Below are 15,222 nucleotides of genomic sequence, written 5' to 3' on the forward strand. Positions count from 1 at the left end.
ACCACCGTAACATTCGTGACCAGGTTGCATTTTTAACCAAGTAACGTTTTCATGGGTGGCGTGAATCAGATAGACATTCCTCCCGTGCTCGTAACCGGGGCGACGGGCCGGGTCGGCCGCGTCGTCATCGACCGACTCCTCGACGCGGGCGTGCCGGTCCGCGCCCTCACCCATCGCTCCGAGGCGGCGGCGACGCTGCCGGCGAAGGTCGAGGTCTTCACCGGCGACCTCACCGTGCCCGAGTCGCTCGACCCGGCATTGAATGGCGCCGGTGCGGTCTTCCTCGTCTGGACCGCCCCGCCTCAGACCGCCGCGGCAGTCGTCGAGCGGCTGGCAGCCCACGTGCGGCGGGTCGTCTTCCTCTCCTCCCCGCACCAGACGCAGCACCCCTTCTTCCAGCAGCCCAATCCCATGGCGGTGCTGCACGCCGACATCGAGCGGCTCATCGCGGCCACCGGACTCGAGTCGACGATCATCCGGCCGGGGATGTTCGCGTCGAACTCGCTGGCCTGGTGGGCGCCCACGATCCGGGCCGGCGAGGTCGTCCGGTGGCCTTACGGCGCTGCCGAGTCGGCGCCGGTCGACGACTGCGACGTCGCAGCCGTCGCGGCGCGGACGCTCTATCAGGACGGATACGTCGGAGGCGACTACGTCCTCACGGGCCCCGAATCGCTGACCCAAGCCGCGCAGGTGGACGTCATCGGTGACGCCCTGGGGCGCCGGATCGCATTCGAGGAGATGACGCCGGACGAGTTCCGAAGCCAGTCGGAGGGTATGGCGCCCAGCTCGGTCGTCGACATGCTGCTCGCCGCGTGGAGCGCGGCGGTCGGACAGCCCGCTTACCTCACCACTGCGGTGGCCGACATCCTCGGGACGTCGCCGCGAACGTTTCGCCAGTGGGCCGCCGACCACGCCACCGCGTTCACGGAGGGTTCGTAACCTCGTCGACCGCGACCTGCGCTCCCGGCCGCATCCCTCAGTCCGCCGTCGCCCCGGCCCCCGCCCCGGGATGTGCCGGGGCGGGGGCGCGTGAGGCTCGGACGGCCCAAAGGCATCGTGCGTACCGACAGGACGCGCAGCCTGCGGTCCAAGTGCGCGACGTCGATGGGAAATACGTGCGGAAGGTGTGCACGCCGCTCGCAGGTGACCACTCGCAGCGAAGGTTGAGCAGTTCTCAGCGAAGACTGGGGACTGATGGTTCTTCTCACCGATGGTTAAGTACACAGGTCAGGGGTGCGTCGAAGGCCGGACAGAGGCAGCTGCTGCGGCTCCAGCACATGCGACTGTGCCACTGATGCCGCAGGGGCTCTGCATGCCTCTGGTCTACGGCACGCCCCGCGTTCGACGTTCATGCGCTCGATCTCACCGTGAGAGGTCACTTCATCGACGGGGTAGGCATTGGCTCCAGTGAAGACAGCGAGAGGGAACCTGTGAACGGTGAGGGCTTCATGCCGCAGTGGCCCCTTCCGGAGGGTGATGGCCTTCCGGTTCGTCAGCTTGTAGAGGGGACCTTGGCCCCCATCGTCGTTCTCGACGCGCAGCTGCGCCATCTGTACGTCAACCCGGCATGGGCCCGGGTCAGCGGCTTGCCCGCCACTGCGTTCCTGGGACGAACGCTCGGGGAAGTGCTGCCGGACCTCCAGAGCCCAGACGACGTCCTGTTCGAGGTACTCGCAGACGGGCAACCTCGGGAGGCGACCATCGCAGGAACGACAGGAGTCTCCTCGCCGCTGGGGCAGAGGCTCTGGCGAGCGGTCTATCACCGGGTGGATCTGCCGGGACGCGACGCGCGTCTGTGCGGGATCGGCGTGGAGATCAGCAGTCTGCGCCGCTATCTGGACGATCTGGAGACCGCGCATCAGCGGCTTGCCCTGCTGGATGCCGCGGCCGCGCGCGTAGGCACGACGCTCGACATTGGAACCACGTGCCAGGAGCTGGTCGACTTCCTGGCGCCCTCGCTCGCCGACATGGCCGCGGTGGGAATCATCGAAGAGGAGTTCACCGATGCTCCCCCGCCTCCTCCCGGCTTCCTGCGACTGCGCAAGGTGAGGGGCTCAGCGCCTCCTGGGATGGAATGGGTGCTGCACCAGCTGGGCGGACCAGGACCGTACGTCGACGTTCCCCGTGGCGTCGCAACAAGGCATTGCCTGGACAGCGGGCGGCCATGGCTGGGCAACCTGGCCTCGGACGAGCTGTTCCAGAAGGTGACCGTGGACCCCGAACGGACCAAGATCTTCCGCGCGGCCGGCATCCACTCGCTCCTCATCACCCCGCTGATCACGGCAGGTCGCCCGGTCGGCGTCGTCCTTCTGGGCCGGGCCGACGCATCGCAGCCATTTGACGACAACGACCTCGTGACGCTCCAGGCGCTGGCCGGCCGGGCCGCCGTCTCCATCGACAGCGCGCGCCGCTACAGCTACGAACACACCATGGCGCTGGAACTCCAGCGGGCCCTGCTGTCCGAACCCCGCACCCCCCACCCCGCTGTGGCAGTGGCCGCCCGCTACCTCCCCTCCGGCCACAGCGTCCTCGTCGGTGGGGACTGGTACGACTCGATCCCCCTGCCGGACTCCCGCACCTTGCTGGTCATGGGCGATGTGATGGGCCACGGCTTCCAGGCCGCTGTCGCCATGAGCCAGTACCGCTCTCTGCTGCGCACCATCGCCTCTTCCGGCGCGGGCGTCGACAAGATCCTCGGCGAGTTCGACCGCCAGGTCGCACACCTCGGCCTTGACCGCCTCGCCACCTGTCTTCTCGCGGTCATGGATCCGGATGCGGGCACCTGTACGACGGCCAGCGCCGGGCATCTGCCGCCCGCCGCCGTGCGACCGGACGGCAGCATCGGGAGTACCCCTCATGCCCCAGCACCTTGGCTGGCTCATCACTCTCATCCCGGCGCTCGCGTTGCTGGTCCGGCTGATGCGCCGCCCCAACCCGTGGGTGTCCGAGATTGCCTGCGCTCTGCGGGACCTGATCACCTTGCGCATGGTGCTCCGCGACACGGAACCAGAGCAGCGCGCGGATCTTCTCGACGCCCACCACGGCTGGCGGACCAAGGCCCCGGCGTCCCGCCCGGGCGGAGGACGTCAGAACAAGCCGACGACAGCCATCCTTTCTTCGATGGACTACGCCGTGCTTGATCCGGCGGGTGCGAACACGACGACCTCCACCGACGCCCGAAGTTAAGGTCCTTCGACAGTGACGCAGGCGGCTGCCAGGAGCGAACTCCCGGCAGCCGCAGTACGGCGTCTGGCCCTTCCTGGACCTCGGCAACCGGCGCATCACCGTCGGCGGCCACGTCCGCCCGCTCGACGACTTCACCCGCCATGCTGTCCTGGACTGGCTCGCCTACCGTCGCAGCCGCCGGCCGAACGCCGAACACGGCCAACCCGCACCTGCTGATCACTCAGAAGACCGCCGTCGAGCTCGGCCCGGCCGGCAAGCTCTGGACCACCCGGGCCACCGCAACCTCACCGCCACCCTCGAACGGCTCCGCGCCGACCGCCAGCTCGAAGAGGCCCTCACCCACGGCGCCGACCCGCTCCACCTCGCCCTCGTCTTCGGCATCGACGAGAAGACGGCCATCCGCTAAGCGGAGTCGACACGCGTGCTTCTGGATGAGGCTGCCGAGCAGCCATCGCGGCGAAACCCGCTCGACCTGGTTACCTCCTTGAAGAGATCCTTTGGGTATGGAGTTTCTCTGCTACCACCGCGACCGGCCCGGCTCCGTAGCGCTGCGCGACGAGCTGCTGGAAAAGCATTGGTCCTACATGGACCGGTACGCGAAGGAGATGATCGCCCGGGGCCCGACCCTCGCCGACCACGGCGACACACCCACCGGCAGCGTGCACATCCTCGACCTGCCCGATCCCGCCGCCGCCCGCGCGTTTGCCTTCGACGAGCCGAACTACCAGGCCGGCGTCTACCGGGACGTGCTGCTGCGACGGTGGCGCAACACGCTTGGGCGCACCATGTGGGACTTCCCCGGCGGTCGGACCGGCGGCAACCGGTACCTGGTGCTCGGCCTCGGCACGGGGCAGGCCGCCGACCTCGCGGTGCCGTCCGACCGGGACGAGCTGATCGCCTACGGGCCGCTGCTGTCCGACAACGGCGCCACCTGGCTGGGCACGGCTGCGTTGGTCCGGGCACCGGACCCGGAAACGGCACGCACCATCCTGACCCCGGACCGGTACGCCGACATCGAGGTGCACAACTGGCAGTTCGGCGGGCGGTCGTGATGACCGAGGACATCCAGGCCGACGTCACCGCCGAGGCCCTTCGGATCGCTCAGCATCCTTGTGTTCCACCCGAACCCACGGACGCATGGACCTGACGCACACCGGCAGGCCCGTGGGTTCGCACTGAAGGGCCTTCGGTTTCCCTGAACCCACGGGGATCCTGGCCCCGGAGTCCTGTCCGTGACCCACGGTGCAAAGTAGCCGCAGGGCCTGCCGGCCCTGGTTCCTCGCGCCTGACGCCTCGATAGCCCGAACGGGTGGTCGACAGAGGGGTGGGCGAACGTGCGTCGGGACTGGTCCCCGGAGGATGTGGTGGCGTGTTGGACGCAGGTGGGCAGCGACACGGACGCCGAGAACGAGTCGAACCACGTCGACACCCACGGCGCTTCCGTCGTCGGGTTCGCCTTCACCGAGCTGCTCAACTCCGTCTGCTGCCCAGGCATCGGCAGCAACCGGAGGCCTTCGCCATCTCACGGATTCAGACCGTGTCTCGTCGCACAACCTCGAACAACCTGGCTGGGCAGTACAACTAGAGCAGTACCAGGATGACCGATTCATCTGCCAACCGCTGTGCACCCAGCCCCCCGAGGCATGGCAACAGCTCGTCGCCGTCGCGATCCCACTCCCCCGTCCCCATGCACCAGATACGCCCCAGCCACCAGGGAGTGATTACGCCGTAATCACTCCAGGTCCAGTAGAGGGGGCGAATTAAGGTGGTATAGCCTCAGTTCTTGCGTCTCGGTGAAGCCTGGCGGCTTTCGCTGATGCCCAATGCGGTTTGCCGAGCAGCGAGTGCAGTGGACAGGGCGAGCCGGTGACGCGGCGTCGACGGATCGCTGCCAAGGCAGAGAGGGCTGGGGGTTACCTGCGCTGCGCAGTTCGTTCAGACTCAGAGTCACAACTGCCTCCGGTTCGCAGACGGCCCAACCGCCCTGGGCACCCGGGGGACGACGCGATGTGAGAGAAATGCCGGGATGCATCTCCTTCGAGAGAGCTGCCTGACGGGCCGGCGACGTGCTCAACCCATGGCTCGCGGAGTGTCCATGGATCGGGCGAAGTCGGCGAGCGCGTGGAAGTCGTTCTCGCGCAGTCCGATTCGCGGGTTGACGTGGTGCAGAAGCCCAGGGCCGCGGTGGTGGGCGGTCACGTATGCCTGGTCCAGATCGCTCTGTTCGTCGTCCACCCAGGCGAAGGGACGGCCGTTGGCGTAGTCCACCAGGGGGCCGGTCTTCCAGTGGATCCCGTCGGGGCGTTCTTGAAACAAGGCGTCGCCGAAGTCGACGAAGGGGAGTTCGGGAAGGCCGAGCACCGGGGCGATCCACCGGTTGGCTTCGTCCATCCACGTGGTGGCCCAGCACAGCTCGTAGCCGAGCTGGAGCAGGTGTCGCCCGTGCTCTGGGTTGAGCCAGACCCGCAGGGGCCGCCGCCGGGCCGAGAGTCGGCGGTGTTCGTCTGGAGTTCCGCTGTCCTGGGGCACTCTGAGTGTGGTGTAGCCGTCGGGGCGCTTCTCCGGCTTGGCCGCATAGGGGTTGAGTGGCCCGTCGACGTCGAGAAACAGCAGTGGTCGGTTCACGATCTCCCCCGGTCCTGCTCAATATCGGCTGCGCCGTGGAAGCGTAGCTGCAGCGATTGTCTCGGCGTCGGGCTGGTTTGATGTGATGATCCCGGCGTGGTGGGTGTGATCACGGCATCGGAGCCGTCCTGGACAGCCCGTTCGCCGGGCTGAGTCCGCGCTGTTTCGGCAAGTTGGTGACCACGCTGCGGCGCGACGGAGCGGACGCGGTCCGCCGGGGCCGGTCGTGGAGCCTGTCACTGAAAGACCGGGTGCTGCTGGTCACGGCGTACTGGCGCACGAACTTGATGCTGCGCCAGCTTGCCCCGCTGTTCGGCGTCTCGAAGTCTGCAGCCGACCGCGTCATCGGCCACATCGGCCCTCTTCTCGCGCTCCGGCCCCGCAGGGTTCCGTAGGGACACTGTGCTCATTGTGGACGGCACCTTTGGTTCCCACCCGCGACCACTCGGTGGCTGAGCAGTCCAAGAATTACCGCTACTCCACGAACCGCCAGGTCGTCATCGATGCCGCCAGCCGCCTGATCGTTGTGGTTGGCAGGCCGCTTCCCGGCAACCGCAACGACTGCAAGGCGTGGGAGGAATCCGGGGCCAAGGCCGCCATCGGCAACACCACGACGATCGCCGACGGCGGCTACCCGGGCACCGGCCTGGTGATGCCCCACCGGCGCCGCAAAGGCGAAGAACTCCCCAGCTGGAAGCAGGAACACAACAAGTTGCACAAACGGGTCCGTGCCCGCGTCGAGCATGTCTTCGCCCGCATGAAGTCCTGGAAGATCCCGCGCGACTGCCGCCTCAGAGGCGACGGCGTGCACCACGCCATGAGCGGCATCGCCCGCCTGCACAACCTCGCCCTCGCCGGATAATCGGGGCGCCCATCTCCAGCGTGATGGTGGCCGCGAGCTCCTCGGAGTGCTTCTGCATCCCCTCGGCCAGGCGCCGTATGACGGCGATGCGGTCGGCCGGCGACGTCGACGATCATCCGGGGAAGGCGGCGAGCGCTGTGTCCACCGCCTTGTCCACGTCCTCGGCCGTGCCCTCGTGCACGGAGGCGATCACGGACTCGTCGGCCGGGTTCACGACGTCGAACAGCGGTCCGGAACCCTCGACCGGGCGGCCGTCGATCCAGTGGGACGGAGCGGGAAAAGGAACCTCACGATGTGCGTTCATGCCTTCAAGAGAACAGCGAACGGCGCACGGCATCCATGCTCCCTCATGCCCATGATCCGGGTCACTCTGCTGCCCTGCCCTGCCGGTCGGTGCGCCGTACGTCCGACGCGAACGGCGCGGTCGGCCTCCCGTTCCAGGGGGCGCGGCGGGCGGACCGCGGCTTGGCCGGACGAAGCCCGTCAGGCGGGCGTGACGGTCGGGTGGTCGGTGTATCCGGTCGTGTCGCCGCCGTAGTAGCTCTTCGGGTCGGACGTGTTGTACGGGCCCTCGGTCCTGAGGCGGGTGATGAGGTCCGGGTTGGCCAGGTAGGGGCGGCCCAGGGCTACCGCGTCGGCGATGCCCCCCTCCAGTGCCTCGGCCACCGCCGTGGGCGGCGCGTGCTCGTCGTAGAGGGGGTTGAGGACGAACGTGCCCGGCCAGGCGGCGCGCATCGTGAGGGTGAGGTCGCGTTCCCCGGTCTCGCGCATGTGGACGTAGGCGATTCACTCCAACACGCACCGGCCAGCGAAGCTGAAGCATCGCAGGGTGGGGGAGTTCCGGGAGGCGCCGCTGCCCCGCTCGGAACGGGAGGGGATCGAACGCTACGAGGAGAAGCACGGCACGACGAAGGAGGGTATCTGCTGCGGGGGCCGAGCGGGTGCTACACGGAGCCGGTGGAACGCCGGCGCGTCCGCGCACTCTGCGATGAGCTGCTGGTAGTGGACGGGATGGGGATGTACGGCTTCCGGCACCGCTCGCCTCCAACGCGCCGCCACGGGAACTCGGCGCGAATCAGGGTCGTGGCCCTTCGCCCGCGAGAACCCCACATCGAGGAGCAGCCCACCCAGCGGCTGTCCTGCTATGAGCTGCGATTCCGGTCTCCGCGGGCTGGGACGGTCCTTTTCGAACTCACGACTGGGACTTGATCCATTTCCGGTCCACGCCCTGGAAGCCGACGGGCCACGAGCCGGCGCCCCGAGCGACCGTGTGACAGTGAACGAAGCGTTCTGGACGACGTTTCAGTGGTGATGTCCGTTCTGTCCACGGGCGTGGTCGTGCTCGTTCTCGGCGCCGTCGGGCGCCTCGCCCATCATCCGCAGCATGGCCGGGCCGCCGGTGCGCCAGAACCGAACGAGCAGGGCCGCGGCCAGCAGCATGAAGGCGATGTTGAGCCAGGTGGTGTAGTTCCAGGTGATCCCTTCCTCGGGGATCTTCGCGTCCGCCTGGTCGGGGACCAGACCCAGTCCTCCGAAGACGAACTCGACGACATACCCGGCGACCGCCATCGCCGTGAAGAAGGTGACCAGGAGGAACACGGCCATCCGGGTGCCGTAGTACTTCCGGTAGATGTTGAGGATCGGGAGGATCAGCAGGTCGGCGTAGATGAAGGCGATCACGCCGCCGAAGCTGATCCCGCCCTTCCACAGCACTACGGCCAGTGGCACGTTGCCGATGGAGCAGACGAACGTCGCGATCGCCACCAGCGGTCCGACGAGCGGCCCGATCAGCTTGGCGGCGAGCGGATCGTCCGCCAGGAAGAACGTCTGCCAGAACTCGTCCGGCACCCAGGCGGCGATCGCCCCCGCGATCAGGAGCCCGGCCACCAGGTCACGCAGGATCGCCGCCCACTCCATGACGAAGATGTGCGATACGGACGTGAAGCCGTCCCGCGAGAACAGCCTGTGCGCGAAGCCGCCCTCGCCCCGCAAGGACATGTCCATCGCCGCATGGCCCTCCATCGATCCGGCCACGCCGCGTTCGGCCTGGTCCCGGGCCCGGCGCAGGAGCCGCTCGCGCAGGAGGATCCGGAACAGCGCGGCGAGTACGACGATCATGATCGGGCCGCCGACGAACTCCGCGGCCGTGAACTGCCAGCCCATCAACAGGGCCAGGATCACGCCGAGTTCGATCACCAGGTTGGTGGAGGCGATCTCGAAGGCCATCGCCGCCGTGAAGTCCGCGCCCTTGCGGAAGAGGGAGCGCGCGAGGGCCACGGCCGCGTAGGAGCAGGAGGACGAGGCCGCGCCGAGCCCGGCGGACACGGCGAGGGTACGTGGCCGGTCGTCGCCGAGCAGCCGTACGACCGTGGAGCGGCGCACCACTGCCTGCACGACGGCGGAGAGCGTGAAGCCGAGGATCAGCGCCCAGGTGACCTCCCAGGTCATCGACCCGGCAATGGACAACGCGTGCCCGATCGCCTCCATGGACCCACCCCTTCCCGAGGTGTTTCTGGTGTCGGCTGAGACCCTACCCCTAGGGGGTATATCTTGTGGGTCCTCGGCGTGCCTGCGCTTGAGGGGGAAGGCACTCACAGGGACTGAAGTGCCGGCCTGCCGAGTGAGTCGGTCATGGGTGCAGGCCGGGAACGTCTCCTCCCGTGCCGGTGCCGGCGGATGCTTCAGCCGCCGGAGGGCCCTGGCGCGATGATCGACAGCCAGTCAGAGCGCCGCAGCCAGCATCTGGTCCATCGACGGACCCGACATCTGCAGACCCGGCAGCAGCCAGTCCTGGAACGGGGCGAGCACGGCCAGCACGAGGAGGGCGACGCCCACCGCCCAGCTGAGCCAGGGGCCGCCCCGCCACAGCTTCTCCAGGAAGATCACCGCCGCCAGCCCCGCCATCGCCGCCACGTTCATGACCCCGAGCGGGATCAGGACGATCATCAGCCCCCAGCAGCAGCCGACGCAGTAGAGCCCGTGGTGCGCGCCCACCCGCAGATCCTTCGCCCACGGCCGGAACCGCGCGTACCGCAACAGCTGGAACATCGGGCTGCGGCAGTGCCGCAGACAGACCCGCTTCAGCGGCCCGAACTGCTGGACTCCCGCCAGCAGGAACGCGCCCGCGCCGATCCAGCGCCCCGACTCGGGGTGGGTGTCGACCAGGTGCCCCGTCGCCGCCAGGGCCCCGTACACCAGCAGTCCGAACCCGGCCCAGGCCAGCAGATAGCCGCCGACGAATTCGGTGAGGCGCAGCGCACGGACACGGCCCGCGGTGCTGCGGTTGATCGCCTGTACCCAGGTGAGAGCCACGGGCGCCAGCGACGGCAGCATCATCGCCGCCATCATGACCACCCACAGGAGCAGGAAGAGCGGGAGCGCCAGACCCATGGTGCCCGGCTCCATCCCCATGTCGCGGGACTGCGCGGCCGTGAGCACCCACGCCAGAGCGGCGATCAGGGTCAGAAGAAGCCAGCCGAGGGCCAGATCACGCCTCGGCAGCAGGACCCCAGGCCGGGTGGGCTCCGGCGGGGCGAGCCGGAGATGCGGCACGGCATGCCTCCCAAGGACGCCCGCCGCTTCGGGGGCCGCGATGAGCACTCCGAAGACATCTCCAGCAGATCACAGAACCGCCGGCCTCAAAAGCGGAGGACCGGGACCCGGGCGGCAGCCCTCATGACAGTGACCGGGCCCACCCGGTGCGTCGACGACCGCGACGGAGGTCGCCCCAGGGCGACGTATGCGTGCCGGCGTCCCCATCAGTCCCTCCCGGTTCCCCTCGCCTCCGAAGGCCGCTTCGCTTTCGCGTCGGCGAGGAGCACCCTGGAAGTGACACCGCTCCGTACCGGAGAGGAGGAGCGAGATGGCTGAGCAGACCACCAGCAGCCCGCCCTGGCGCGTGGTCGGCGACTGGTTCGACACCTGCAAGTGCGCCATACCCTGCCCGTGCACATTCGCCCAGCCCCCGTCCGAGGGCGATTGCGAGGGCGTGCTTGCCTGGCACATACGCGAGGGACAGTTCGGGGATGTCCGGCTCGACGATCTGAATGTCCTGATGCTCGCGTCCTTCACCGGCAACGTGTGGACCGGCGAGCACACGGACCCGTATGCCGCCGTCTTCGTCGACGAGCGCGCCGACGACCAGCAGCGCGCCGCACTCGGCGCGATCTTCGGCGGGGAGGCCGGTGGCTGGCCACAGCAGTTCGTCGAGGTCTTCGGACCCGAGATGCGCGGCATGGACGTCGCTCCGATCACCGTCGAGGTCGACGAGGACCTGGGGGCGTGGCGCGCTGAGATTCCCGGCCGGGTGACCGCCCGGGCCGAGGCCCTCACCGGTCCCACCACAGCCGAGGGGGCACGGGTCCAGGTCCACAACGCCCCCGGTGCCGAGGTCGGCCCGGGACAGATTGCCACCTGGGGCCGGTCCACCACCGATCAGGCCGACGCCTTCGGCTTCAGCTGGAGCCGCAGCGGCAAGTCCAGCAAGTACTTCCCCTTCGATTGGAGCGGCCCCGACTGACGCGCGACCGGTCGGCGCTCCGGGCGGTCGGTCATCAGCTCAAGGTCACGCTGGACGAAGACTTCACTGGCCCACGGATCTGCGCGGCCGTCGTGGACCGGCTCACCTTCGGCGGCGACATCATCGGGACCGGCACCGACTCCTGGCGCCTTGCAGCTCCCAGCGGATGTGCCGGCCCGTGCACTGCTACGGCGAGGTGGGCGGGTGCGGGGAGCGGAGTACGAGCAGGGTGATCTCGCTGGGGGCGAAGACGCGGAACGGCGGGCCCCAGAAGCCGGTGCCGCGGCTGGTGTAGAGGAGGGTGCGGGGGCCGTGGTGGCTGAGGCCGGCGAGGGCGGGCTGGTCGATGCGGACGAGGTGGTGGAAGGGCCAGATCTGGCCGCCGTGGGTGTGGCCGGAGAGCTGGAGATCGATGCCGGCTGCTGCTGCCCGGTCGATGAACTTGGGCTGGTGTGCCAGGAGCAGGACGGGTAGGTCGGGGTCGGCGCCGTTCAAGGCTCCGGCGAGGTGGGCGCGGTGGCCGGCCAGGCCGGAGGACTCGGCGGTGACGTCGTCCACGCCGGCGACCACGAGGGTGTCGCCACCGCGTTCGAGCAGCAGATGGCGGTTGCGCAGCGGCTTCCAGCCCAGCTCGTCCATCAGGTCGACCCAGCCCTGGGCCTCGCTGTAGTACTCGTGGTTGCCCGTGACGTAGACACGGGCCCGAGTCGCCTGCACGGTACCGAGTGGGGCGGCCTGGGCGCGGCGGCGTTCGGCCGTGCCGTCCGCGATGTCGCCGGTGTGGCAGACCAGGTCGGCTTCCAGGGTGTTCACCGTCTCGCACACCCGTGCCGACCAGCGGGCGCGATCCAGCGGACCGTAGTGGGTGTCGGTGATGAGAACGACGCGGATGCCGTCCAACCCGGCGCCCAGGCGCGGGAGTTGCACGTCGAGTCGGCGCACGCGTGGCACACGGCGGGCCTCGGCGGACCCCCAGGCGAGCAGTACGGCGGTCACGCCGAGGACGGCCCACGTGACGATCCGGGCCCGGCCCTGACCGTCCTCGACGCCGGCCACGGTCAGGGCGAGCCGCAACAGGACGCCGAGCAGAACGGACCAGGTGAACAGGACCCAGCTGGCGCCCAGCAGGGTGTCACCGAAGATCGCAGCCCGGTCCTGGTGGCGCCGGCCGTGGCCGCGCACCATCGCCAGCGGCATACCGATGAGGCCGAGGGCGAACAGGGCGGCGCCGGCGAGCGTGACGGGCAGCGGCCAGTGCTGGCCGGTGTACAGGAGCACCCAGCAGGGCACGGCCCACAGCAGGACGGGGGCGATCAGGGGGATGTAGCGCATCAGGCGGTTCAGTCGGCTCTGCTGCGTCGCTCGCGCTTCGCCGTCGACGGGTCGGGTGTCGCTGGTGTCGGTCACGCTTCCCCTCCCTGACCAGGCTGCCGTCTCGCGCACTGTATCCGGTCGCCCTCGGGCCGGCCGCACCGGCGTTCACGAGCGCGGCCCCCTTGGGGCGAAGGGTTCTCTGCGGGATGGCAAGGCTCCACCGCGGACACCGCCCGTGTGCTCCGCCGATGAGACAGAGATTCATGTCGCGATTCCTTGGCGTTGGGTTGTCGTCCGGGATGCGGAATCGGGGGTCGGCCGGGCTGCGTCGACGGTCGCGGTCGGCGGGGACCACGGCCTCAGCGGTCAGCTTGAACTGCTGGTAGAGGCCCTTGTGGTAGGCGGCGGCGTCGAAGTACTGCGCTGCGCTGGGCTGATGTAGCGGCACCGAATCGGATTGGTTTCCCAACCAGGACCGGGCTGCCACACAATGTGTGACACCGTTGGTATGGCGTGTCTGACGAAGCCGTCATCGGACGCCAACAACGCCCTTGGTGCCGGACCGGCGCCCGCCGTTCGGAAGGCTCAGCAGGTGGCGACCGGGCTGTAACAGACGCAGCGATTTGCCGGTGCCGTCCGGTGCCGTCCGGTGCCGTCCGGTGTCAGTGGTGCATGAGCAGCATGATGGCCGTGCCCATGGCCGTCGACCCGTGCCAGAAGCGGTCGCAAGGGCCGCCGATGCCGATGGAGACGCCCACGTCGCCCGAGGCTCCGCGCAGTCTGGGCATGTCCCGGGTCAGCGACCGGAGAGCGTAGGTCAGAAGACAGAGCGTCAGCACGCCGGTGATCGCGTCGCCGGTCCGCGCGTCCGTGACGCCGCCATGCCTCACCGGCATCCACGCCATGGCGACCATGCCGACCGCGTAGGGCGACCTCCGCACGAGGCCGACCAGTCTGGGGCCACGGCGGCTCAGGACCGAGGTCAACGGGAACCACAGTGCCACGGTGGCGAAGAAGACCGTCTGCCCCGGCGGCGGCACTTCGCTGACCCGGTGCCACGGCATCACCGCCATGACCGACGCCATGACGGTGTGCAGGAGCTGGTCGCCTCGTTCGCGCCGCCCGAAGCCTCGTGGCAGCACGACCTGCCGCAGCGCGTAGACGGCCGAGGCCGCGAACAGCGCTGTCAGCATGCCGTACACGACATCAGTGGCGCTCATGCCTCACCGAGTTCTCCCACGGAGCGGACAGTCCTCGTTCGCAACCGCCTTGTACGGGGCCGGCAGTGGACAGTCAGTCGGTGGGGCGCGGGGCGCGGAGATGGGCCCGCTGGGCCAGTTCCTCCTCCGCGACCAGTTCGAGCATGGGCTTGCCCGGCGCGCACAGCATCGTCACGACGAACCGGGTGCGCGCGTCGGGCAGCGCGTTGCCGTCCTGGTAGTGGATCGCGTCGCCGCCGGGCTCCCAGAACGTCCCGCCCGTCTCGATCACGCGCTCGGGCTCGCCCTCGAGCTCGAAACGGACGGCTCCCTCGACGACGTAACCGAACGCCGGCCCCGAGTGGCGGTGGGGCGGGCTTCCCGGGTCTCCGGGCTCCCACTCGACGAAAATGGTCATCGCCGACGCGCCCTCGGGGACGGTGAGCGGTGCGGTGTCCTGCAGCATCTTCGCTGCCGTTTTCCATCCCTCCGAGTGGGTCTGCGGTCCGGTCCCCTGCGTCGCGTCCGTGTCCGACATGGGTCGGCCTCCCTTGGATTCACCCGGCCATGGCCGCCATGGCCGTCATGGTGATGACCGGGCTCCGCACGGATCTGTGACATCCGCGGCCACATCAGTGTCACAACATTGGGGTGGGTCCTGTCCTAGATGGTGTGAGGGACTTACGTCGCCGCGGCCTCACGAAGCCATCCGAGGGATCGTCGACCCCTCGACAGGAAGGGGCCCGAAATGCGAGTCGTTGTAGCAGGAGCCACCGGTCTGATCGGTTCCAGGACGGTCGCCAGGCTCCGGGACCACGGTGTGGAGGTCGTGCGCCTATCGCGCCACGACGGCGTCGACGTCACGACCGGAAAGGGCCTCACCGAGGCCATACGCGGCACCGACGTGGTGGTGGACGTCACCGACGCGCCCTCCCGCGGGGAGCTGGAGAGCCTGGAGTTCTTCGGCACGGCGACCCGCAACCTGTTGGAGACAGCGGCGGAGGCGGGCGCAGAACATCACGTGGTCCTGTCCATCGTGGGGGCCGAACGTCTGCAGGCGGGTTACTTCCGTGCGAAGGCACTGCAGGAGGAACAGGTGCGGCGCTCGCCCATGCCCTACTCCATCGTGCGTACGACGCCGGTTTTCGAGTCGGTGGAGTACATGGCGCGCGCGGCGACGTACGGAGACGCCGTCCATGTCGCGCCCGTACTGATCCGCCCCGTGTCGGCCGACGACGTCGCCGCCGAGATCGCCCATGTCGCCGTGGGAGTACCGCTGTTCGGTGTTCTGGAGGTCGCCGGTCCGGAGGAGCACCGCCTCGACGACCTCACCGCGAAGCTGCTGGCCGCGCGCGGCTACCTGTGGGACGTGGTCTCCGACGCCCACACCCCCTTCTTCGGCGCGATGCTCGGGCAGCGGGCGCTGCAGCCCGGGGCTGACGCCCACCTGGGGCACGAAACCTTCTCCGAGTGGCTCGCGCGGCGATGACGTCGGCGGCCCCCAGACGTCTCCTCCG

Annotated in this window: 13 protein-coding genes and 2 pseudogenes; 6 read left to right on the forward strand and 9 right to left on the reverse strand. The window is 69.0% G+C overall.

Translation table 11 applies throughout. The features are described from left to right. Positions 1–84 precede the first annotated feature (84 nt). Positions 85–939, forward strand: coding sequence for an NAD(P)H-binding protein (locus OG562_RS38345; protein WP_266406226.1), 855 nt, complete (start codon positions 85–87; stop codon positions 937–939). Between the two features lie 37 nt (positions 940–976). Here the strand turns inward: OG562_RS38345 and OG562_RS38350 are convergent. Continuing rightward, a pseudogene (locus OG562_RS38350) lies at positions 977–1,147 on the reverse strand (DUF192 domain-containing protein); the annotation flags it as partial. A 301-nt stretch (positions 1,148–1,448) separates the two neighbouring features. Here OG562_RS38350 and OG562_RS38355 point away from each other — a divergent pair. Next, complete coding sequence (locus OG562_RS38355) at positions 1,449–3,140, forward strand: SpoIIE family protein phosphatase (RefSeq protein WP_266409750.1); 1,692 nt, start codon at positions 1,449–1,451, stop codon at positions 3,138–3,140. A gap of 549 nt (positions 3,141–3,689) precedes the next feature. Beyond that, positions 3,690–4,238, forward strand: a complete 549-nt coding sequence (locus OG562_RS38360) for a YciI family protein (RefSeq protein WP_266406228.1) — start codon at positions 3,690–3,692, stop codon at positions 4,236–4,238. 1,018 nt (positions 4,239–5,256) lie between these two features. Here the strand turns inward: OG562_RS38360 and OG562_RS38365 are convergent. Further along, entirely contained in the window at positions 5,257–5,811 is a 555-nt protein-coding gene (locus tag OG562_RS38365; RefSeq protein ID WP_266406230.1) for a hypothetical protein, read from the reverse strand. Positions 5,812–5,907: 96 nt separating this feature from the next. Between OG562_RS38365 and OG562_RS38370 the strand changes: the two are divergent. Beyond that, a pseudogene (locus OG562_RS38370) lies at positions 5,908–6,673 on the forward strand (transposase). Between the two features lie 112 nt (positions 6,674–6,785). Here OG562_RS38370 and OG562_RS38375 read toward each other — a convergent pair. The 4 genes from OG562_RS38375 to OG562_RS38395 all read right to left on the reverse strand — a co-directional run bounded on the left by OG562_RS38375 (position 6,786) and on the right by OG562_RS38395 (position 10,225). Then, positions 6,786–6,977: an aldehyde dehydrogenase family protein gene (locus OG562_RS38375; RefSeq protein WP_266406232.1), complete on the reverse strand. Its 192-nt coding sequence runs from the start codon at positions 6,975–6,977 to the stop codon at positions 6,786–6,788. A 179-nt stretch (positions 6,978–7,156) separates the two neighbouring features. Continuing rightward, entirely contained in the window at positions 7,157–7,444 is a 288-nt protein-coding gene (locus OG562_RS38380; RefSeq protein WP_266406234.1) for a hypothetical protein, read from the reverse strand. A gap of 531 nt (positions 7,445–7,975) precedes the next feature. After that, on the reverse strand, positions 7,976–9,160 hold the full coding sequence (locus OG562_RS38390) for a permease (protein WP_266406236.1): 1,185 nt from the start codon (positions 9,158–9,160) through the stop codon (positions 7,976–7,978). A gap of 234 nt (positions 9,161–9,394) precedes the next feature. After that, a complete protein-coding gene (locus OG562_RS38395; RefSeq protein WP_266406238.1) occupies positions 9,395–10,225 on the reverse strand; it encodes a DUF2182 domain-containing protein in 831 nt (276 codons plus the stop codon). Positions 10,226–10,535: 310 nt separating this feature from the next. On the opposite strand from OG562_RS38395, the gene OG562_RS38400 reads away from it, so the two are divergent. After that, a complete protein-coding gene (locus OG562_RS38400) occupies positions 10,536–11,192 on the forward strand; it encodes a DUF1326 domain-containing protein (RefSeq protein WP_266406240.1) in 657 nt (218 codons plus the stop codon). A 186-nt stretch (positions 11,193–11,378) separates the two neighbouring features. On the opposite strand, the gene OG562_RS38405 is transcribed toward OG562_RS38400, so the two are convergent. The 3 genes from OG562_RS38405 to OG562_RS38415 form a co-directional block, all read right to left on the reverse strand. Next, complete coding sequence (locus OG562_RS38405) at positions 11,379–12,599, reverse strand: metallophosphoesterase (RefSeq protein WP_266406242.1); 1,221 nt, start codon at positions 12,597–12,599, stop codon at positions 11,379–11,381. Positions 12,600–13,168: 569 nt separating this feature from the next. Further along, the gene (locus OG562_RS38410; RefSeq protein WP_266406243.1) at positions 13,169–13,726 is read right to left on the reverse strand and encodes a DUF5134 domain-containing protein; all 558 of its coding nucleotides are present in this window, start codon (positions 13,724–13,726) and stop codon (positions 13,169–13,171) included. A 73-nt stretch (positions 13,727–13,799) separates the two neighbouring features. Further along, positions 13,800–14,171 (reverse strand): cupin domain-containing protein, encoded by a 372-nt coding sequence (locus OG562_RS38415; RefSeq protein ID WP_266409751.1) that lies wholly within the window; start codon positions 14,169–14,171, stop codon positions 13,800–13,802. 282 nt (positions 14,172–14,453) lie between these two features. On the opposite strand from OG562_RS38415, the gene OG562_RS38420 reads away from it, so the two are divergent. Further along, a complete protein-coding gene (locus OG562_RS38420) occupies positions 14,454–15,194 on the forward strand; it encodes an SDR family oxidoreductase (RefSeq protein ID WP_266406245.1) in 741 nt (246 codons plus the stop codon). Positions 15,195–15,222 lie beyond the last annotated feature (28 nt).

It is taken from the genome of Streptomyces sp. NBC_01275 (assembly GCF_026340655.1).
GTDB lineage: Bacteria > Actinomycetota > Actinomycetes > Streptomycetales > Streptomycetaceae > Streptomyces.